Below are 17,571 nucleotides of genomic sequence, written 5' to 3' on the forward strand. Positions count from 1 at the left end.
CGTGAAACCAGGCTTCACCCGTCATCGCCTGGCCCTGCGAATCCGCCAGGCCAGCGTGGCCCTGGTGGCTGGCGTTTCCCTGTCGGTGATGGCGGCGGAGGGGGAGGCCCCAACCCGTGCCCAGGACCCCGCCTGGGGCGAAGTACTCTACGAGTACTACCAGGGCAACGCGCTGGATGCCTTGACCCGACTGGCTGTCGCCCGCGATGAAGGTGGCATTGTGGGGCATGGCCAGCACCCGGACCTGGTGGAAGGCGGCCTGATGCTGTCCTGGGGCATGCTCCGCGAGGCCGGGGACCGCTTTGAACAGCTGCTGGACGAGTCCGTGGACCCGGGTCAGCGAAACCAGGCCTGGTTCTACCTGGCCAAGGTGTTCTACCTGGAAGGGGATCACGACAGCGCCCGCGACGCCCTGGTGCAACTCGACCAGGGCGTGTTCCGGGAGCAGCAACCGGCCCTCTACCGGGAAGCCCTGTACCTGAAGGGGCAGATTGCCCTGCAGGATGACGGCATTAACCTCGCCCCGGACCTCGACCGGGTACTGGGCGCATTGCCCGACGACAGCCTGTTTGCCGCCTACCTGCGCTACAACCGTGTGTTGACCGGGAGCGAGGACAGCCGGGAATCGGCCCTGGCCACCCTGGCCGGGGAGCTGGCGGAAAACGATGACTGGCAGGACGCCGTCGCCGGAGAGCGCGAAGCCCTGCAGGACCGTATCCGCCTGACCCTGGCGGCGTTGCGCTACCAGTCCGGTGACCATGGCCAGGTACCGGAGACCCTGGCGGGCATTGATGACGACAGCCTGTTCGGCGCCCGGGCGCGACGCCTGGAAACCCTCTCCGCCGAGGGCGAACAGGCCGAGCAGGTGCTGGCCCAGTGGGCGGCCGGCGAGAGCGGCGGGGCATCACCCCAGCAGATGGCCCTGGTGCGGGGCGTGCTCCATGAGCGGGCCGGGCGTCGGGATCAGGCCCTGGTGGCCTACCGGGATGCGGCATCCTACTGGCAGGGTCGATATGATGGCGCCGCCGGTCGACTGGTGGCCCCGGACGAGGCCGACCTGCTGGCGGCAGTGGTGTTCGCGTCTGAAGAGCGCGGCGAGCAACGCTGGCTGCCCGGGCCCACCCTGCTGGAATTCCCCGAGGCCATTGTCACCGATCCCTACGGCCGCCTGGAGGTCATGCCCGCGTCGGGTGTAGGCGAGGACGCCGCTGGGCTGGCGGAACTGGTGGCGGGAGAAAGCTTCCAGCGGGCGCTCAAGGATTTCCACGAACTTAACCAGATGGCGCGGCTGCTGGCCGATGGCGACCAGAAGCTGGCCTCCTTCAACCTGATGCTGGAAACCCGTCGCCAGCAGCGCAGCGCGCGTATTGAGCAGACCCGCGAGGCCCTGGCAGGCATCGAGGACGACCAGTGGTACCAGCGCCAGCAGGCCTTCCACCAACAGGTGGCGCAGGCCGAAGCCGGGGAAGACGCGGCCTTCTTCATGACAAGCGAACAGAGGGCCCTCAGCGACCGGCTGGAGCGGGCCCGGGAGCGTCTGGCGCAACTGCCCGACGACGAACGCACGGCGGAGCAGCGCCGCAAGCTGGACCGGGTGGCGGCGGCCCTGACCTGGCAGTTGGCGGACGACTACGGCCCCAACCGCTGGCGGGTGCGCCGTGAACTGAACCGGCTGGACGCCGCCCTGGACGAACTCACCGATCGCAAGGTCCGGCTGGAGCAGGAAATGGCCAGTCCCGGTGACGTGAGCAGCCTGTCGCAGCGGGTGGAGGACAGCCAGCGTCGCCTGCAGGGGCTCACCGGAGCCATCGCTGACGCCCGTATGGACGCCCGCGATCGGTTGCTGGCCCAGTTGCGGGACTACTACCGCCGGGACCAGCAACAGGCGCACCGTTACCTGCTGGCCTCCAGGCTGGCGGAAACCCGGCTGCTGGACCAGCAGTTCCGTCGGGACCGGGATAGCCTGGAGATGCCGCCAGAGGCCCTGGCGGCCAACCTGGACGAGCTTATTACCCGGTACCGGGAACTGCTGGTGTTGCTGGATAAGCCCGAGGCGGTCCATGCCGCTGAATACCGCCTCTACGACCTGATGTTCATCGAGGCCGAGCGTCGCTATGCGGATACCGCCGAGGACACCTTCGACCCGGTGATTGCCGGCTACGAAAAGCTGCTGCAGGAGAACCCGGCACACAGCGAGAACCACCGGCTCCGCTACCAGCTGGCCCGCATCCATGACCTCAAGGGGGATCGTGCCGCCCAGCGCCGGGAACTGGAGGCCCTGATTGATCAGCACCCGGACTCGCCGTTGTGGGTGGAAGCCCAGTTCCGCCGCGCCGAGCTGCTGTTTATCGAGGGCGACTATCCGGCCGCGGAAACCGGCTATGCCGCCGTGATCCGCGCCAGCGACGGTTCACCGGATGAACGCCAGCAGACTTTCGCCACCCATTCGTTCTACATGAAAGGCTGGTCCGAGTTCCGCCAGGGCGACTACGACACGGCGATCATCAGCTATAGCCATGCGCTGGACCGATTACTGCCGGACAACGCCACCCCCGGGGATCTGGACCGTCAGCATCGCACCCTGGTGGAGGACCTGTTCCGGGTGCTGGGCCTGACCTTCACCTATCAGGGTGGCGCGCCAGCGGTGGCCGACCTGTTCGAGCGCGTCGGCCCTAAACCCTGGGAGCCCCTGGTCTACGAGCGCTACGCGCAACACCTCCAGGACCGGGAGCAGTACACCGACGCCATCGCCGTCTATCAGCAGTACATCGATGCCCACCCCTTCAGTGAGCAGGCGCCGCATTACGCCGTTCGCATCATGAATATCTACCGGGCCGGTGGCTTCCCGGAGGCGATCCCGGCGGCCCAGGCCCGGTTCGTGGAGCAGTACGGCGTGCGCAGTGCCTACTGGCAGCAGGCCCCGGACACGGTGCGGGGCGCGATCCGCGACCAGCTCATCATCCTGCTTCCGGAACTGGCCAACCGACACTACCTGAGGGCCCAGGAATCGACCGATCCTGCCACCCGGAACCAGGAGTACGACCTGGCCGCCACTTACTACCTGGATTTCGCCGACACCTTCCCAGACCATCCGAAGACCCCGGAGATGCTGTTCCTGCTGGCGGAAACCCGGCTGGCCCAGGAACAGTGGGACAATGCCATCGAGATCTTCGAGCGGGTGGCCTACGACCATGGCCAGCATGACCGGGACGCCGAGGCGGGGTACGCCGCCATCCTGGCCTACCAGCAATCGGGCCTGACCGACGATGCGGACAGCCCATGGCCGGACCTGGAGCAGCAAAGCCGAATTCGCTTCACCACCCGATTCCCGGAGGATCCCCGGGCTGAATCCATCCTCTACACCGCCGTGCAGTACGAGGCCGCCGCCGGCAATCACCGGGGCGTACAGGAACTGAGTGATCGTCTGCTGTCCTGGCAGCCGTTGCAGGATCCGGCCCTGGCCCTGGAAACCCGGTTACTACAGGCCCGGAGCTACTATGAAACCGGCGACTATCGCAGCGCCGAGCTGGCCTACACCGAGGCACTGGCGGACATGCCGGCGGAGGACCCCCGCCGCAGCCAGTTGCAGGACAGTCTGGCGGCGTCGGTCTACCAGCAGGGTGAACAGTTGCTGGCCGCTGGCGAGAAGCAGGGCGCTGTGACCGAATGGCTACGGGTGGCCCAATCCGCCCCAGGCACCGAGATCAGTGCCCGCGCCCGCTATGACGCCGCCGGCCTGCTGCTGGAGATGGGCGACCATGACGACGCCCTGGTGGTGATGAACGACCTGAGGGCGGCCCAACCCAACCATGAACTGACCGGGCAACTGCCCTCCCGCATGGCCCTGGCCTACCGGGAGACCGGCCAGTGGCAACTGGCGGCGGAGGAGCTGACGGTCCTCGCGGATCGCAGCAGCGACCCGGAACAACAGCGGGAAAACCGCTGGCTGGCGGCGGAACTCTATGACCGGGGCGGCAACCAGGCTGAGGCCATCAGCGCCTATCGCCAGTACGCCGAGCAGTATCCGGAACCGGTTTCACCCTACATGGAGGCGGCCAACCGGCTGGCGGAGCTCAACGGCGAACAGGGCGATGAGGGACAGCGCCGGTACTGGCTGGAGCAGCAGATTGCCACTGCGGACCGCCTCGGCGACAGCGCCGACAACCGTACCGCCATGCTGGCCTCGGAGGCCGCTATTACCCTGGCCGACCAGGCCCGGGCGGATTTTGAGGCGATCCGGTTGAACCTGCCCCTGCAGGACAATCTGCGGGCCAAGATTGGGGCCCTGGAAGAAGCCGCCGACGGTTATGAGAAAGCCGCCACCTATGGCCACGAGGACTACCACAGCCAGGCGGGTTACCGGCTGGCCGAGCTCTACCGCATCCTGGCCCGGGACCTGATGGCGTCGGAGCGCCCGCCGGGCCTGAGTGACATGGAGCAGATGCAGTATGAGTTGTTGCTGGAGGAGCAGGCCTATCCCTTCGAGGACGATGCCATCGCCATCCATGAGCAGAACATCGAGCAGACCCGTGACGGTCACTACGACACCTGGGTCCGCCGCAGCTTCGAGGCCCTGGGTAAACTGCTGCCCGCGCGATACAACAAGCCGGAACAGACCGGAGGTGCCGTGCATGAACTGGAATAAACCCTGTCGGACTGGCCTGTTATTTCTGATGGTGCTGATGACAGGTTGTGCCTCAACACTGGATACCGGGCGCGATGACACCGCCAGCGGGTCCGCCATTCCATCGGAGTTTCTTGGACGCTTCCAGCAGGCGGTGGCCCTGATGGAGGATGATCCGGACCAGGCTCGCCGCGCCCTGACAACCCTACACCGGGAGCGGCCGGAGCTGACCGGGCCGCTGGTGAATCTCTGCGTCCTGGATTTCAGGGCCGGGGAAACCGCCGCCGCCAGAACCTGTTTTGAAAAGGTGCTGGCCCGTGATCCCGAACAGCCGGATGCCCTCAATCACCTGGGCGTGCTGGCCCGACAGGACGGTGAGTTCGGTCAGGCGGAGGATTACTACCGGCAGGCGTTGACCGCCGATCCGGAGCACCGGCCCAGCATCCGCAACCTGGGCATCCTGCTGGACCTGTACCAGGGCCGGCACCAGGAGGCCCTGGACCTGTACCAGCAATACCAGGCACTGCTGCCGGAACCGGATCCGATGGTGGCGCAATGGGTAGCCGATCTCAAAAACCGACTTTGATGCCTGTGGTGAGTGACATGAGCAACGCCAGAACACAAAAGCGGGAAACCCGGCACAGTCGCCACGGGCGGATGTCGTTAACCTTGACAGTACTGATGCTACTGGCCGCTGGCCCTGCCCAGAGTCAGCAGAAGGGCGGCCAGGTGGTGACCATCGAGGGTACCCGCATCCAGGGAGAGCAGGAAATGCCCACCGTGTTGTACCTGGTGCCCTGGCAACCGGTTGCCAGCGAAGGGCCGGAACCCATGGAACGCCGCCTGATGACGGGGGAGACCCCGGCACCGCTGGAGCGGGAAAACTTCCGCCGGCGCCTCGATTACCACCAGACCCGACTTGATTCACGATCACAGGACACCCAGGAGTAACCCACCATGATCGAATCCTTTGCTGGCTTCTTCCAGGACGGCGGCCCCTTCATGGTCGTTATCGCCATTGTCCTGCTGATCGGGCTCATTGTCGCCGTGGAGCGCTGGCTGTACCTGACCACCCAGAAGCACATCAACCGCCGGGACTTCCGCAAGCTCCACGACATGTTGTACCGCAAGGACCTCAAGGGCGCCCTGAACTACGCCCGGGACTCCGGCAGCGCCATGGCCACCATGATTGGTGCCGGCCTGCTGCGCCTGGCCCGCAAGCAGCCACGGGAGGATATCGAGTACGCCATGGAGGAGGGGTTGCTGGAAGTGATGCCGAGACTGGAGAAGCGCACCCAGTACCTGGCCACCCTGGCCAACGTGGCGACCCTGCTGGGGCTGCTCGGTACTATCTTTGGCCTGATCGATGCCTTTACCGCCCTGGGGGCCGACGAAGCTGCCGGCAACCGCCAGGCCATGCTCTCCAGCAGTATCTCCCTGGCCATGAGCACCACCGCCTTCGGCCTGATCGCCGCCATTCCACTGCTGCTGATCCACGCCCTGTTGCAGACCCGCACCAACGAGATTGTCGACAGCTTCGAGATGGCCGGCATCAAGGTGCTCAACCTGATCAGTGATGCCAACCCTCCCGCCCCGGCAGCGGCGTCCCGGGCTGCTCCCCAGTCTCCACCGCCCAAAGGGGCGGGCGCCTCCTCGAACTAAGGTACCCACGCGGATGCTACTGGTCAGGAGAACGCCATGAGGCGCAGACATCGCCGGCTGACAAGTGAAGCGGACCTGGACGTCACCCCGTTCCTCAACCTGATGATCGTGCTGGTGCCGGTGCTACTGATGAGTGTGGTCTTTGCCCGCACCACCATCATTGAGCTGAATTTTCCACGCAGTTCCGGCGCCGCCGCCGAGGAGCAGCCGATAAGGCCCGTGGTGATCATCACCGGGCAGCAGCTTGCGGTCACCGACAGCGAAGGCCATGTACTCCGCGAGATTCCACCATTGCAGGTGAGCGACAGTGAAGAAGGCGACACGGCAACGCCGGACTACGACCAGTTGTTGCTGGTGATGAAACAGCTCAAGAAGCAATGGCCGGAGCAGGAGGACATCACCGTCAAATCCAGCCCGGACACCCACTACCAGACCCTGATCCGGGTGATGGACACGGTGCGCTCGTTCCACACCGTGGAGGTGACCAGCCTGGTGGAGGTGAAGCTGTTCCCCAATATCTCCGTGGGTGACGCCCCGCAGAGTCGTGTTGGGGAGGTGTCGCCGTGAAGGAGTCCCCACGGGCACGCCGGTTGCGGCGCCACCATCGCCGCACCAAAAACCAGGGCAAGCTGAACCTGGTGTCGCTGATGGATATCTTCACCATCCTGGTGTTCTTCCTGATGGTGAATTCCTCGGCAGACAACCAGTTGATCAGCGACAACCCGGAAATCGTACTGCCGGAGTCCACGTCCCAGCAGTCGCCGGAGGACGCCCCGACCCTGATCGTCACCGCTGACAATATCCTGCTCAATGGTCAGTTGATCATGACCCGGGCGGATCTGGAAGCCGGTGAAGCGGCGGTCGCCCCGCCCCTGACCCAGGCCCTGTCGGCTCTGGAGGCGCCCGAGCGGGTTGAGGAAACCGATGCAGCCGGCGACGTAGCGGCCATGGCAGGTCGACCGGTCAATATCCTGGCGGACCAGGAGTTGCCCTACGCGGTACTGCGCAAGCTGATGGCCTCCTGCACCGAGGCGGGTTATTCGGCCATTTCCCTGGCGGTTACCCAGAAGAATCCGGAGGGCGCGTAACATGGCTGAGCGCCGCTATGGGTTGCCCTGGGAAGAGAGTGACAGCGATCGCCGTCGCCTGCGGATCATCAGTTGGGTGCTGGCGCCGGTATTCCTGGCTGCCATTGTGGTGCTGGAGTTCATGCCGATCCCGGAGCCACCGCCAAAAGAGACCGAAGAGCCGCCCCAACTGGCGGAGCTGATTCTGGAGGAGGAACCCGAGCCTGAGCCCGAACCGGAACCCGAGCCAGAACCTGAGCCGGAATCGGCACCCGAGCCCACGCCGGAGCCGGTATCTCAGCCGGAACCCCAACCCGAGCCCGAACCGGCGCCTGAACCCGAACCGGAGCCCCGGCCGGCACCGGCGGAACAGACCGCCGCCGCCCCGGAACCCGAGTCCCCCAGCCCGCAACCCTCGGAAGAGGAGCAGGCCCGGGAAACCGCCCGGAATACCGGCATCATGGCCATGAGCAGTGAACTGTCCGCCCTGCGGGAGCGTTCCGGCGACACCTCGCTCCAGGGCCCCAGGGCCCGCAGCGATTCAACGGCGGCAGCGGATACCGACCGCCTGGCCGAGCAGGCCACCAGCGAACGTTCCCGGGGTGTATCCGACCATCAGCCAGAGGAACAGGCCCGGCAGGTGGCCCTGCAACAGCGCCAGGAAACCCAGGTGCAGGCGCCCCGGGAAACCGCCTCACCGGAGCCCACGCCACAGGCCGAGCCCACCCCCGCGCCGACCCGGCAGGTCAGCCGCAGTCGTGAGGAACTGCGCCGCACCATGGACGCCAACAAGGCGGCGGTGTTCAGTATCTACAACCGCGCGTTGCGGCGTAATCCCTCCCTGCGGGGCACGGTGACGCCGGAACTGGTGATTGAGGAGAGTGGCGCCGTTTCAAGTTGCAAGGTGGTGGAGTCATCCCTGGATCAGCCGACCCTGGAAGCGAAGATCTGCGCCCGCCTGCAACTGGTGAACTTCGGTGAGAAGGACGGCGCTGGTCGCTCCACCATCCGTTATCCGATCGAACTGCTGCCGGGTTAGCCGTTATTCGCTGGTCTCGGTGTCCGGCACTTCCTGGTCACTGGTCACCAGGCGGTTGCGTCCGGCCTGTTTGGCCCGGTAAAGGGCCTGATCGGCCTGTCTGAGAATCTCGTCGAGGGTTTCCCCGGGTCTGGCCAGGTGGCCGCCGACGCTGATGGTGACCGGCATACCCATGGCCTGGCTCTGGGTTTCCACATGGCTACGGACACGCTGGCCGATGTGGGACAGGGTATGGCTGTCGCAGGGGGAGAGGACGACCACGAACTCGTCGCCACCCCAGCGCCCGGCCTGGTCGTAGGGTCGCAGGCTGGCCCGCAGCCAGTGGGCCACATCGCAGAGGATGGCGTCGCCACTCTGGTGCCCCTGCTCGTCGTTGATGGTCTTGAAGTGGTCGATGTCCAGCCACAGCACGCCAAAGCCGTTACCTTCCCGGTGGGCCCGTTCGATTTCGCCGGCGAACAGTTCGTCCAGGGCGCGGCGGTTGCCCAGTTCCGTCAGAGGATCCCGGCGCGCCAGCCGGTGCAGGTCACGGGTGCGTTCGTCCACCTGGCCCTGGAGGTCTTCGGTGGAGTCCTTGAGGGAGGCGGTCATCTGCTCGAAGTGACTGCTTAACCGACCGATCTCATTGTCGGGTTTGGGCAGAGATGGCAGTCTGAAATTGCCCTGCCGGACCTGTTTGACGGCCTCTTCCAGCGCCATCACCGGGTTCAGTACCCGCCGGCTGATCAGCAGGTGGAACAGCAACAGGGTCACCAGCAGGGTGGCCAGGAACACCGCCACCAGCGGCCACAGATAACTCACCGGCAGCAGGGTTTCCAGGTCCAGCAGGGTAATCTCGAACCAGCCAATGGCCGGCAGGTAGGCCACGCCGGCCAGGTGCTTGCGGCCATCCACGGTGACAAAGCTGCTGGTCACCTTGCCCTGTTCGCCGCCGCTGTTCTTGAGCATCTGCAGCATGCCCAGCACCTTTTTCTGGTCGTCCGGGTCATCGAACAGCAGGTCAACGGTGTTCTTCTGGCCTTCGGGCTTGATGATGCTGGCGAAGTCGATGTAGTTACGGTCGCGGTAGAGCTGGATGGCGCCGTTGTAGTCCACGAACAGGGTGGTGATGCCATCCTGGCCGATATCGACAATGTCCTGCAGGAAGGAATCCAGCTCCAGACCGGTACCCACCATGCCCAGGATCCCGCCGTCAGAGCCCCGCATCAGCACGTCGATCCAAAGCTTGGTGACGCCGAGTTCGGTGTCCGGATTAACGTTGAGGTGGAAGTCGCGGCCTTCCTCGATCAACTGGAAGAACCAGGCGTCATCCGGGTCCTGGCGGTCCAGTACGTAGCGGAACTGATCGCCGGCGAAGTCGTTGTCGGCGTTGTTGAAGTAGTAATGGCCGTTGGCCCGCAGGGCCACGAAATAGCTGTTGTCGTGGAAATTGGCGCGGAAGCTCTCCATCTGGCGGATGGCGGCGACCTCCAGGGCCGGATCATCCGGAGACTCGGCCCATTGGATCAGGGTGGAGGAGTCAGCCATCTGGCAGGCCAGGCCGATTTCCCGTTCCAGGGATTGCAGCAGTCGGGCGCTGTCGTAACGTACCTGAATCTCCGCCACCTGCTGGCCCCAGCGCTCGATGATGTCCTCGGACAGCGCGCGGTAGGCCACCCAGGTGGCGAACGAGGCCACCAGGATTAGGGCCGTGGCCAGGCCCAGAATGCGTGTCTTGAGGCTCAAGGCGTTTTCCTTACGGATTGGATACCGTGTCCGGGCGGGTCCTCTCTCCCTGACGAAGGTCTGGGCGCCTTGTCATGAGTCAGTGAATTCACGGGCCGGGACAATGGCCCTAATCATAAACCACTTGCTGGTCAATGCGTAGCCAGTGTGGCCCCTTGTGATCGTATCAGTGGTATTCCGCAAACACCCGTGTCTGGCCGGCTTCGTTGAACAGCAGCACCTGGTAGGGGTCTTTGCGGTCATCCATTTCCATACCGGGGGAACCAACGGGCATGCCCGGCACGGTCAGACCATGGGCCTGCGGGGCCGAGTCCACCAGACGTTTGATGTCCGCTGCAGGCACATGGCCCTCAATCACGTAATCGCCGATAAAGGCGGTATGGCAACTGGATAGCTGGGGGGGCAGTCCCGCGTCCATCTTGACCTGGTTCAGGTTGGCGGTGTCGGTAACATCCACCTGAAAGCCATTCTCTTCCAGGTGATCCACCCAGTCACCGCAGCAGCCGCAGGACGGCGACTTGTAGACCTCTATGGAGAGGGCGCTTTCCTCGGCGAGGGCGCTGTAGCTGGTGGCCAGTGCTGCGATAAGGCCAGCGGCCAGAATCCGTTGTTTCATGGTGTATTCCTCAGTGATGATCGTGTTGTGTATCGGGAGCGTCGGTGCCGGACAGCCAGAACCACCAGACAATGGCGCCCATCAGTACCAGTCCTGCCAGGTTGACCAGTAACGTTGTCATGGGTTCCTCTCCTGTGAAGCGGTTGTGTGACGGGGCCTGAAAAGCCGTAGACGGTTGGCGTTGCTGACCACCGTGACCGACGACAGGGACATGGCCGCACCCGCCAGGATCGGGCTCATTAACACACCCCAGACCGGGTAGAGCACCCCGGCGGCGATGGGAATGCCCAGGGTGTTGTAGACAAAGGCCCCGAACAGGTTCTGGTGGATGTTGCGTACCGTAGCCCGGGACACCTCAATGGCATCCGCCACCCCGTGCAGGGAACCACGCATCAGGGTGACAGACGCGCTTTCGATGGCCACGTCGGTGCCGGTGCCGATGGCGAATCCCACGTCGGCGGCGGCCAGGGCCGGGGCATCGTTGATACCGTCGCCCACCATGGCCACGGTGTAGCCCTTGCCACGCATCTCTTCCACGATACTGGCCTTGTCTTCAGGCAACACCTCGGCGCGGACATCGTCGATATCGGCCTTGCGTGCAATGGCGTCTGCGGTGGCCTGCACGTCGCCTGTCACCATCATCACCCGGATGCCGGCATCGTGAAGGCGGCGGATGGCGGCGCCGGAGTCTTCCTTGATGGCGTCGGCCACGCCAATCACCCCCAGGGCCTCGGTTCCCCTGGTCAGGAACAGGGGCGTACCGGCGTCGTCGGTGATCGACCGGGCGGCGTCTACCAGGGAGGAAAGGTCGATACCCTCTTCTTCCAGCCAGCGGCGGTTGCCCAGGCGCAGGGTCTGGCCATCCAGGTTTGCCTGTACCCCCTTGCCGTTGAGGGCCTCGAAGCCGGTCACGGTGGCCTGTGTCACTGCCTGTTCTTCCGCATGATTCACGATGGCCTCTGCCAGCGGGTGTTCGGAGTGCCGTTCCAGGGCGGCGGCCAGTGATAGAAGCCTTTCGCTGTCGTTATCTGCCGAATGGACATGGGTGACTCTGGGGCGTCCTTCGGTGATGGTGCCGGTCTTGTCGAGGATCACCAGGTCCAGCTTACCGGCGGTCTGCAGGGCTTCGCCCTGGCGGATCAGCACGCCGTATTCGGCGGCCTTGCCCACGCCGACAATAACCGACATGGGGGTGGCCAGACCCAGGGCACAGGGGCAGGCGATGATCAGTACCGTGGTGGCCGCCACCATCATGTGGACCACCCGGGGGTCCGGCCCCAGGTTGAACCAGACCAGGGCCGTGACCACGGCAACCAGCATCACACTGGGCACAAACACGGCGGAGATTTTATCGGCCAGCCGGCCAATGGCGGGTTTAGAGCCCTGGGCCTTCTTCACCAGCCTGATGATCTGGGCCAGGGCGGTTTCGCTGCCCACGCGGGTGGCTTCATAGACAATGGCACCCTGGGTATTGAGAGTGCCGGCGGAGACCTCATCGCCCGCGGTTTTGGTGACCGGCATGGGCTCACCGGTGAGCATGCTCTCGTCAATGCGGGTGTCGCCGTCGACCACCACGCCGTCCACGGGTAGCTTCTCGCCGGGGCGTACGCGGATATGATCGCCCTTGCGAACCTGTTCCACCGGCAGATCCTGCTCCTGGCCATCGCGGATCACCCGGGCGGTTTTTGCACGCAGGTCGAGCAGTCGGCGGACCGCTTCGGAGGTCTTGCCCTTGGCCCGGAGTTCCAGGGCATGCCCCAGGTTGATCAGGCCGATGATCATGGCAGAGGCTTCAAAGTACACATGGCGGGCCATCTCGGGAAACACACCCGGGAAGATGGACACCACCATCGAATAGACCCAGGCGGTGCCGGTGCCCAGGGCAATCAGGGTATCCATATTGGCATTGTGATGGCGGAAAGCCTTGGCGGCCCCGATAAAGAAATGACGCCCGGTCGCCACCATGACCGCAAGGGTCAGGATGCCCAGGTTGATCCAGGTGAGCTGGTTGGTGTCGCCGACCATCATGGAGCCGAAGCCCATGCCGTAGACCATCAGGCCGATCCCCAGCCCCAGGCTGACGGCCATCTTGATCAGCATGTCCCGGTAGTCCCTGCGGTCCTGTGCCTGCTTCTCGCGATCCGCGGCCTCTGCGTCCTCAATCACCGAGGCATCATAGCCGGCACTTTTCACGGCCTGCACCAGGGTCTCGGCGCTGGCGTTACCGTATGCGGTGGCGGTGTTGTCGGCCAGGTTCATGTACGCACCGGTAATTCCCGATACGGAGGTCAGGGCCTTCTCAATGGTGGCGACGCAGGAGGAGCAGGTGGCACCGGTAACGGCGAGTTGTATCTGGTCTTCCCCGCTGGTGGTCTCTGTCGTTTGCGCTGGCGCTTCCGGCTGCTCTTCGGAAGCACCGCCTCCCCGACAGCACGAGGCCGGTTCTTCTGTCAGGGCCTGGGCCGGATAGCCGGCGTCGGTAACCCTTGCGGCGGCGTCGTCCAGGTTCACATTGTCGGGGAGCGCCACGGTCTGTCGTTCCAGGTCGACCTCAATATCGTCTGTGCTATCCACCAGGGGAGCCAGCGCGGCCCTGATCTTGTCGATGCAACCCTGGCAACTGGCCCCGGATATGGAGAGTGCGGGCGTTACGGTTTCGACATCAGCCATGGTGGCAGTCTCCGTTATAGTGGGGTTGCTCATCGTCCCAGTGTTCGATCAGCCGGCAGATGGTATGGCCGTCCGGGGTGCCGTCGGGCATGGCCTGCCAGGCGGTGAGGGCGCTCCTCATGCGTTCGCGCAGTTGCTGGAGTTCGGCGATTTCCCGTTCCACGCTGGCCAGCCGGTCTTCGAATACGTCACGGACCATGGGGCAGGGGGAGTGGTGCTCGTCCGCCTGTTCCAGGATGGCGCGGATTTCCGGCAGCGAGAATCCCAGTTGCCGGGCCTTGCGGGCAAACCGGAGCCGGCGCAGGTCTTCGGCGTCGTACTGCTGGTAGTTGTTGTCCGGGTTACGGGTGGGGTTGAGCAGGCCTTCCCGGGTGTAGAACCGGACGGTGTCCGGGTTTACCTCGGCCGCTTTTGCCAGTTCGCTGACTTTCATGGGCTATCTCAACTTGGTTGATCAATAACCGCAGACTAAAACCTGTGAGTTGCTCCTAGGTCAAGGGTTGGGTGTTGATGGGATGAATGGGGCTGGGCTTTGGGGCGGGCCCGGGGGTTGGTAGGGCTCTGGGGTGTTTCTTCGCCGCAATTCACGGTCCATCCCTGGACCGGCCTTGCTCCGCGCCATCCATGGCGCTGCTACGAAACACCCCAGAGCCCAGGCACCTACCTATCAGGCTTACAAAAGGATAGGACAGGCTAACGGCGGGCTCGAAGAAACACCCCGCAATGCCGACACTGATCCGGCGCCATCAGTTTGGCCTGCCAGCCGATAGGGTGCTCACAGGCAGGGCACTTCAGGCGGAGTTGGAGGACGATGATGGGAATGATCAGCAGGGCCAGCAAAACACCAAGAGGCCCCCAGCTATCGCCGCTGGACAGGCCCAACTGGCTGCTGAAGACCAGCAGACAGATCATGGCCAGGAACGCGAAAATAAAGTAGGACTTGTTGACAGTCTCCCAGCGGCGCAGGCGCTGGTCTTGTTCCGGGGTCAGGTAGCTGGCCATGGATATCCCGTCGGGTTGGCTCGAAGTTGGTTGCACTGACGCTATTTTACCACGTGCTTTGCGGGGTTCTTAATGATCCTGCTGCTGGGATACGGCCAACAGGCCCCCGGCGATCACGTCCGGCAGGTCGCCAGCCGGCACCGGGCGGCTCATGAGGTAACCCTGGGCCATATCGCAGCGATGCTGCTTCAGGAAGTCCAACTGCTCCTCCGTCTCCACGCCCTCGGCCACTACCCGGATGCCCAGGTTGTGGGCCAGGTTGATCACGGCACGGGTGATGATCGCATCGTCGTGCCGCCGGGTGACATCGGTGATGAACGAGCGGTCGATCTTGAGCAGGTCCACGGTAAAGTCCCGCAGGTAACCCAGGGAGGAATAGCCTACCCCGAAATCGTCAATCGCCAGGTGAACACCGAGCTGGCTGATCCGCCTCATCTGCTCGTGGTTGTGTTTCACGTTCTCGATGAACGATTCCTCGGTCAGTTCGATTTCCAACTGTTGGGGCCTGACCTGGTATTCATCAAAGCACTGGGCCAGGTACTCCGGCAGGTCGGCTTCACCCAGTTCGCGACCGGAGATATTGACTGCAACACGAAGGTTCTCCAGGGCCGTGCCCTGCCATTGGCGGATCTGTTGGCAGGCCGCGCGGATCACCCAGCGCCCGATTTCCGTGATGCGACCGCTTTCCTCGGCCAGCGGTATGAATTCCACGGGGGGGACCAGACCCCGTTCCGGGTGATTCCAGCGAATCAGTGCTTCCACGCTGGACGACTGGGAGGTGGCCAGGTCCAGTTGTGGCTGGAAATAGAGCTCGAACTGGTTCCGGGCCAGGGCCTCGCTCAGGTCGTTGTCCAGCTCAAGGCGGCGCACTTCCCGCTCCTGCATGCCCTCGGTGTAGAACTGGTAGGTATTGCGCCCCTGTTCCTTGGCGCGGTAGAGGGCAATATCGGCGTTGCGTAGCAGGATGTCTGCATCCACGCCGCTCTGGGGATAGACGGCAACCCCCATGGTGGCGGTGACGTGGTGCTTCTCATTGTGGATCTCGAACGGCTCGGCGAAACACCCCTTGATCTGGCCGAGCAGGTGGATCACGTCGTCGATGTCATCCACATGCTGCTGGCAGACCATGAATTCGTCGCCTCCGGAGTATCCCACCATGATTCGTTCATCGCTGAGCTGGTCGAGCCGCCTGGAGACCATCGCCAGCAGCTCGTCGCCGAAATGGTGCCCCAGGGAGTCGTTCAGCATCTGGAAACGGTCCAGGTCCATCATGATCAGCCCCACCTGTCGCATATGCCGGTCGGCCTGCAACAGGGTGTGCTCCAGGTCCTCCATAAAGAACCGGCGGTTGGCCAGGCCCGTGAGGGTATCGGTGGATGCCAGACGTTCCAGGTCGTGCTGGATGGCAATACGCTGGTCAATCTCTTCCTCCAGGTCCCGTCGGGTTCGCAGCAGGTCCTGGTTGCGCTTCAGTACCAGCTGGACCAGCAGGGTGGTGAGCGAAACCAGCAGCCCCAGTGCCAGCATGCTCAGGAAGGTGGCCCAGGGCCATTTGCTACGATAGCGTTCCACCCACCCCTGGGTGGGGCTGATCCGCACGGCCCATTGCACCGATGGCAGGTTGGTTGCGGTGGTATGGGAGAAACGATTCTGGGTGGCGGTCTGGGCGGGAAGGCTGAAGGTCACTTCGCCTTCCTCCAGCAACTCCAGACTGAAGTTGCCACGGATATGGGGAATGATCAGAGTATCGGCAAGTCGTTCCATGCGAAAAACACCGGCGATAAAGCCGTTGTTGTCCGCCCCGGCGCCCACCGGGGCATAGACCACCAGCCCCGTGCCACCCTGGGTCAGGCTGATGACGCCGGAAATATCCAGGCTGCCCTGCTGCCGTGCCCGGGTCAGTTCCTCAAGCCGTTCTTCGGAAAAGGCAACGTTGAAGCCCTGCGCTTCGGTGTTTCCCTCCAATGGCTCTATCCATCGGATCACGAAATTGCGGTCGATCCATTCGATGGCCTGGAAGGTCTGGAAGTCCTCGAGGTAGTTGCGGGCATCCTGGCTCCAGGACTTCCTGGACATATCGGGTTGTTGTTCCAGGCGGCTGGCCATCCGGCGCAGGGCAATGACGTGATTGAGGAAGTCATGTTCCAGCCGGCGGGCCAGGGACTCTGTTTCGGACGCCAGGGTCTGGCGGATCTGGGCGTCTTCCTCGGAATCCAGCCCCAGCTTGAGAGCGGTTGCGATTCCCAGGAAGGTCAACAGGATGATGACCGGAAACATCGGTCTCATTAAATGACGAACGAGGACGACTGATAGCGGGCGTTTCAGACGCACACGGGTCTCCGGAAGCAGGGCGTTAAGGTCACGTCGTTGTTGTTCTTCTTATAGCGGCTGCCAGAACCCTGACGGGGCACTGGCGTCCAAAATGACACGCCGCCTGAATAATATGTCACATTTTTAATAAAAATGTGCGGCACCCTGTCACTGTTTCGCCAGGTGCGTCAGGTTGTGCCCCCAGACTATACGGTCAGGCAGCGACCGGGGGAATACCCAGGCGCGGTATTTCCTGTTTCGGGCACCGGTCCATAACCACCTTGAGGCCGGCGGCTTCCGCCCGCCCGGCGCCGGTATGGTTGATCACGCCGATCTGCATCCAGACAACCGGGATGCGGCAGCTGATGGCCGCATCGATCACCTGGTCGGTCCGCTCCGGGGCCAGAAACAGGTCGGCCATGTCCACTGGCTCTGGAATGGCGGCCAGATCGGGATAGACGGTCTCGCCCAGAAGGGTCCGGCCTGCCAGCCTGGGATTGACCGGAATCACCCGATACCCCCGGCCCTGCAGGTAGGCCATCACTTCATGGCTGGGCCGGTGGAGTTTCTCGCTGGCACCCACCAGGGCAATGGTGCGAACATCGGTCAGGATCTGGCGGATCATTTCCGGGTGCTCTACGGGCATGCATAAGTCTCCGGATAGTGGTGTTGCTGGGAGTCTGCGCGATTTCTACCGCGCAGACTCCCAGGGCCCATACTAACGGGTGCAACTCGCCTCTGCCTACCGGAAAATGACGGCCAAGTTGACCGAAGTCCTGTTTTATCAAGGCAAAATGGGCGGGACACTGGGCCGGAGGGTGGAATTGCCCGTATGATTCATTAGTCTGCCGTGTGG

14 protein-coding genes are annotated in these 17,571 nt (G+C 63.8%); 7 read left to right on the forward strand and 7 right to left on the reverse strand.

Going from position 1 to position 17,571, the window contains the following annotated elements:
- The first annotated feature begins 1 nt into the window (after position 1).
- The 7 genes from ACJO2E_RS16460 to ACJO2E_RS16490 all read left to right on the forward strand — a co-directional run bounded on the left by ACJO2E_RS16460 (position 2) and on the right by ACJO2E_RS16490 (position 8,392).
- A complete protein-coding gene (locus tag ACJO2E_RS16460; RefSeq protein WP_406965268.1) occupies positions 2-4,645 on the forward strand; it encodes a tetratricopeptide repeat protein in 4,644 nt (1,547 codons plus the stop codon).
- Positions 4,632-5,210 carry a tetratricopeptide repeat protein gene (locus ACJO2E_RS16465; protein WP_406965270.1) on the forward strand — a complete coding sequence of 193 codons (579 nt, stop codon included), beginning with the start codon at positions 4,632-4,634 and terminating at the stop codon, positions 5,208-5,210. The genes ACJO2E_RS16460 and ACJO2E_RS16465 overlap by 14 nt, the downstream gene beginning before the upstream one ends.
- Before the next feature lie 83 nt (positions 5,211-5,293).
- Positions 5,294-5,575 (forward strand): hypothetical protein, encoded by a 282-nt coding sequence (locus ACJO2E_RS16470; RefSeq protein ID WP_406965271.1) that lies wholly within the window; start codon positions 5,294-5,296, stop codon positions 5,573-5,575.
- Positions 5,576-5,581: 6 nt separating this feature from the next.
- Positions 5,582-6,286, forward strand: a complete 705-nt coding sequence (locus ACJO2E_RS16475) for a MotA/TolQ/ExbB proton channel family protein (RefSeq protein ID WP_406965272.1) — start codon at positions 5,582-5,584, stop codon at positions 6,284-6,286.
- A 36-nt stretch (positions 6,287-6,322) separates the two neighbouring features.
- Positions 6,323-6,853 (forward strand): ExbD/TolR family protein, encoded by a 531-nt coding sequence (locus ACJO2E_RS16480; protein WP_406965273.1) that lies wholly within the window; start codon positions 6,323-6,325, stop codon positions 6,851-6,853.
- Entirely contained in the window at positions 6,850-7,374 is a 525-nt protein-coding gene (locus tag ACJO2E_RS16485) for an ExbD/TolR family protein (protein ID WP_406965275.1), read from the forward strand. The genes ACJO2E_RS16480 and ACJO2E_RS16485 overlap by 4 nt, the downstream gene beginning before the upstream one ends.
- Position 7,375: 1 nt before the next feature.
- Positions 7,376-8,392, forward strand: coding sequence for an AgmX/PglI C-terminal domain-containing protein (locus ACJO2E_RS16490; protein WP_406965276.1), 1,017 nt, complete (start codon positions 7,376-7,378; stop codon positions 8,390-8,392).
- A 3-nt stretch (positions 8,393-8,395) separates the two neighbouring features.
- Here ACJO2E_RS16490 and ACJO2E_RS16495 read toward each other — a convergent pair whose 3' ends face one another.
- The 7 genes from ACJO2E_RS16495 to ACJO2E_RS16525 all read right to left on the reverse strand — a co-directional run bounded on the left by ACJO2E_RS16495 (position 8,396) and on the right by ACJO2E_RS16525 (position 17,361).
- Complete coding sequence (locus ACJO2E_RS16495; RefSeq protein ID WP_406965278.1) at positions 8,396-10,117, reverse strand: sensor domain-containing diguanylate cyclase; 1,722 nt, start codon at positions 10,115-10,117, stop codon at positions 8,396-8,398.
- A gap of 166 nt (positions 10,118-10,283) precedes the next feature.
- On the reverse strand, positions 10,284-10,733 hold the full coding sequence (locus tag ACJO2E_RS16500) for a DUF411 domain-containing protein (RefSeq protein WP_406965279.1): 450 nt from the start codon (positions 10,731-10,733) through the stop codon (positions 10,284-10,286).
- Positions 10,734-10,850: 117 nt separating this feature from the next.
- Positions 10,851-13,403 carry a heavy metal translocating P-type ATPase gene (locus ACJO2E_RS16505; protein WP_406965280.1) on the reverse strand — a complete coding sequence of 851 codons (2,553 nt, stop codon included), beginning with the start codon at positions 13,401-13,403 and terminating at the stop codon, positions 10,851-10,853.
- Positions 13,396-13,836: a MerR family transcriptional regulator gene (locus ACJO2E_RS16510; protein ID WP_406965282.1), complete on the reverse strand. Its 441-nt coding sequence runs from the start codon at positions 13,834-13,836 to the stop codon at positions 13,396-13,398. Before ACJO2E_RS16510 ends, ACJO2E_RS16505 begins: the two co-directional genes overlap by 8 nt.
- Before the next feature lie 260 nt (positions 13,837-14,096).
- Positions 14,097-14,405 (reverse strand): hypothetical protein, encoded by a 309-nt coding sequence (locus ACJO2E_RS16515; protein WP_406965284.1) that lies wholly within the window; start codon positions 14,403-14,405, stop codon positions 14,097-14,099.
- A gap of 69 nt (positions 14,406-14,474) precedes the next feature.
- The gene (locus ACJO2E_RS16520; protein ID WP_406965285.1) at positions 14,475-16,682 is read right to left on the reverse strand and encodes a putative bifunctional diguanylate cyclase/phosphodiesterase; all 2,208 of its coding nucleotides are present in this window, start codon (positions 16,680-16,682) and stop codon (positions 14,475-14,477) included.
- Positions 16,683-16,929: 247 nt separating this feature from the next.
- Positions 16,930-17,361 carry a CoA-binding protein gene (locus tag ACJO2E_RS16525; RefSeq protein WP_406965286.1) on the reverse strand — a complete coding sequence of 144 codons (432 nt, stop codon included), beginning with the start codon at positions 17,359-17,361 and terminating at the stop codon, positions 16,930-16,932.
- Between the last annotated feature and the right edge of the window lie 210 nt (positions 17,362-17,571).

Origin of the sequence: Marinobacter shunpengi, from assembly GCF_045449695.1 — a bacterium.
GTDB lineage: Bacteria > Pseudomonadota > Gammaproteobacteria > Pseudomonadales > Oleiphilaceae > Marinobacter.

What these genes read in the sequence shown, in the direction of transcription:
- ACJO2E_RS16520 (WP_406965285.1), bottom strand. Translation starts at nt 16,682, where the DNA reads ATGTTTCCGGTCATCATCCTGTTGACCTTCCTGGGAATCGCAACCGCT.
- ACJO2E_RS16480 (WP_406965273.1), top strand. Translation starts at nt 6,323, where the DNA reads ATGAGGCGCAGACATCGCCGGCTGACAAGTGAAGCGGACCTGGACGTC.
- ACJO2E_RS16475 (WP_406965272.1), top strand. Translation starts at nt 5,582, where the DNA reads ATGATCGAATCCTTTGCTGGCTTCTTCCAGGACGGCGGCCCCTTCATG.
- ACJO2E_RS16525 (WP_406965286.1), bottom strand. Translation starts at nt 17,361, where the DNA reads ATGCCCGTAGAGCACCCGGAAATGATCCGCCAGATCCTGACCGATGTT.
- ACJO2E_RS16490 (WP_406965276.1), top strand. Translation starts at nt 7,376, where the DNA reads ATGGCTGAGCGCCGCTATGGGTTGCCCTGGGAAGAGAGTGACAGCGAT.
- ACJO2E_RS16510 (WP_406965282.1), bottom strand. Translation starts at nt 13,836, where the DNA reads ATGAAAGTCAGCGAACTGGCAAAAGCGGCCGAGGTAAACCCGGACACC.
- ACJO2E_RS16500 (WP_406965279.1), bottom strand. Translation starts at nt 10,733, where the DNA reads ATGAAACAACGGATTCTGGCCGCTGGCCTTATCGCAGCACTGGCCACC.
- ACJO2E_RS16515 (WP_406965284.1), bottom strand. Translation starts at nt 14,405, where the DNA reads ATGGCCAGCTACCTGACCCCGGAACAAGACCAGCGCCTGCGCCGCTGG.
- ACJO2E_RS16465 (WP_406965270.1), top strand. Translation starts at nt 4,632, where the DNA reads ATGAACTGGAATAAACCCTGTCGGACTGGCCTGTTATTTCTGATGGTG.
- ACJO2E_RS16505 (WP_406965280.1), bottom strand. Translation starts at nt 13,403, where the DNA reads ATGGCTGATGTCGAAACCGTAACGCCCGCACTCTCCATATCCGGGGCC.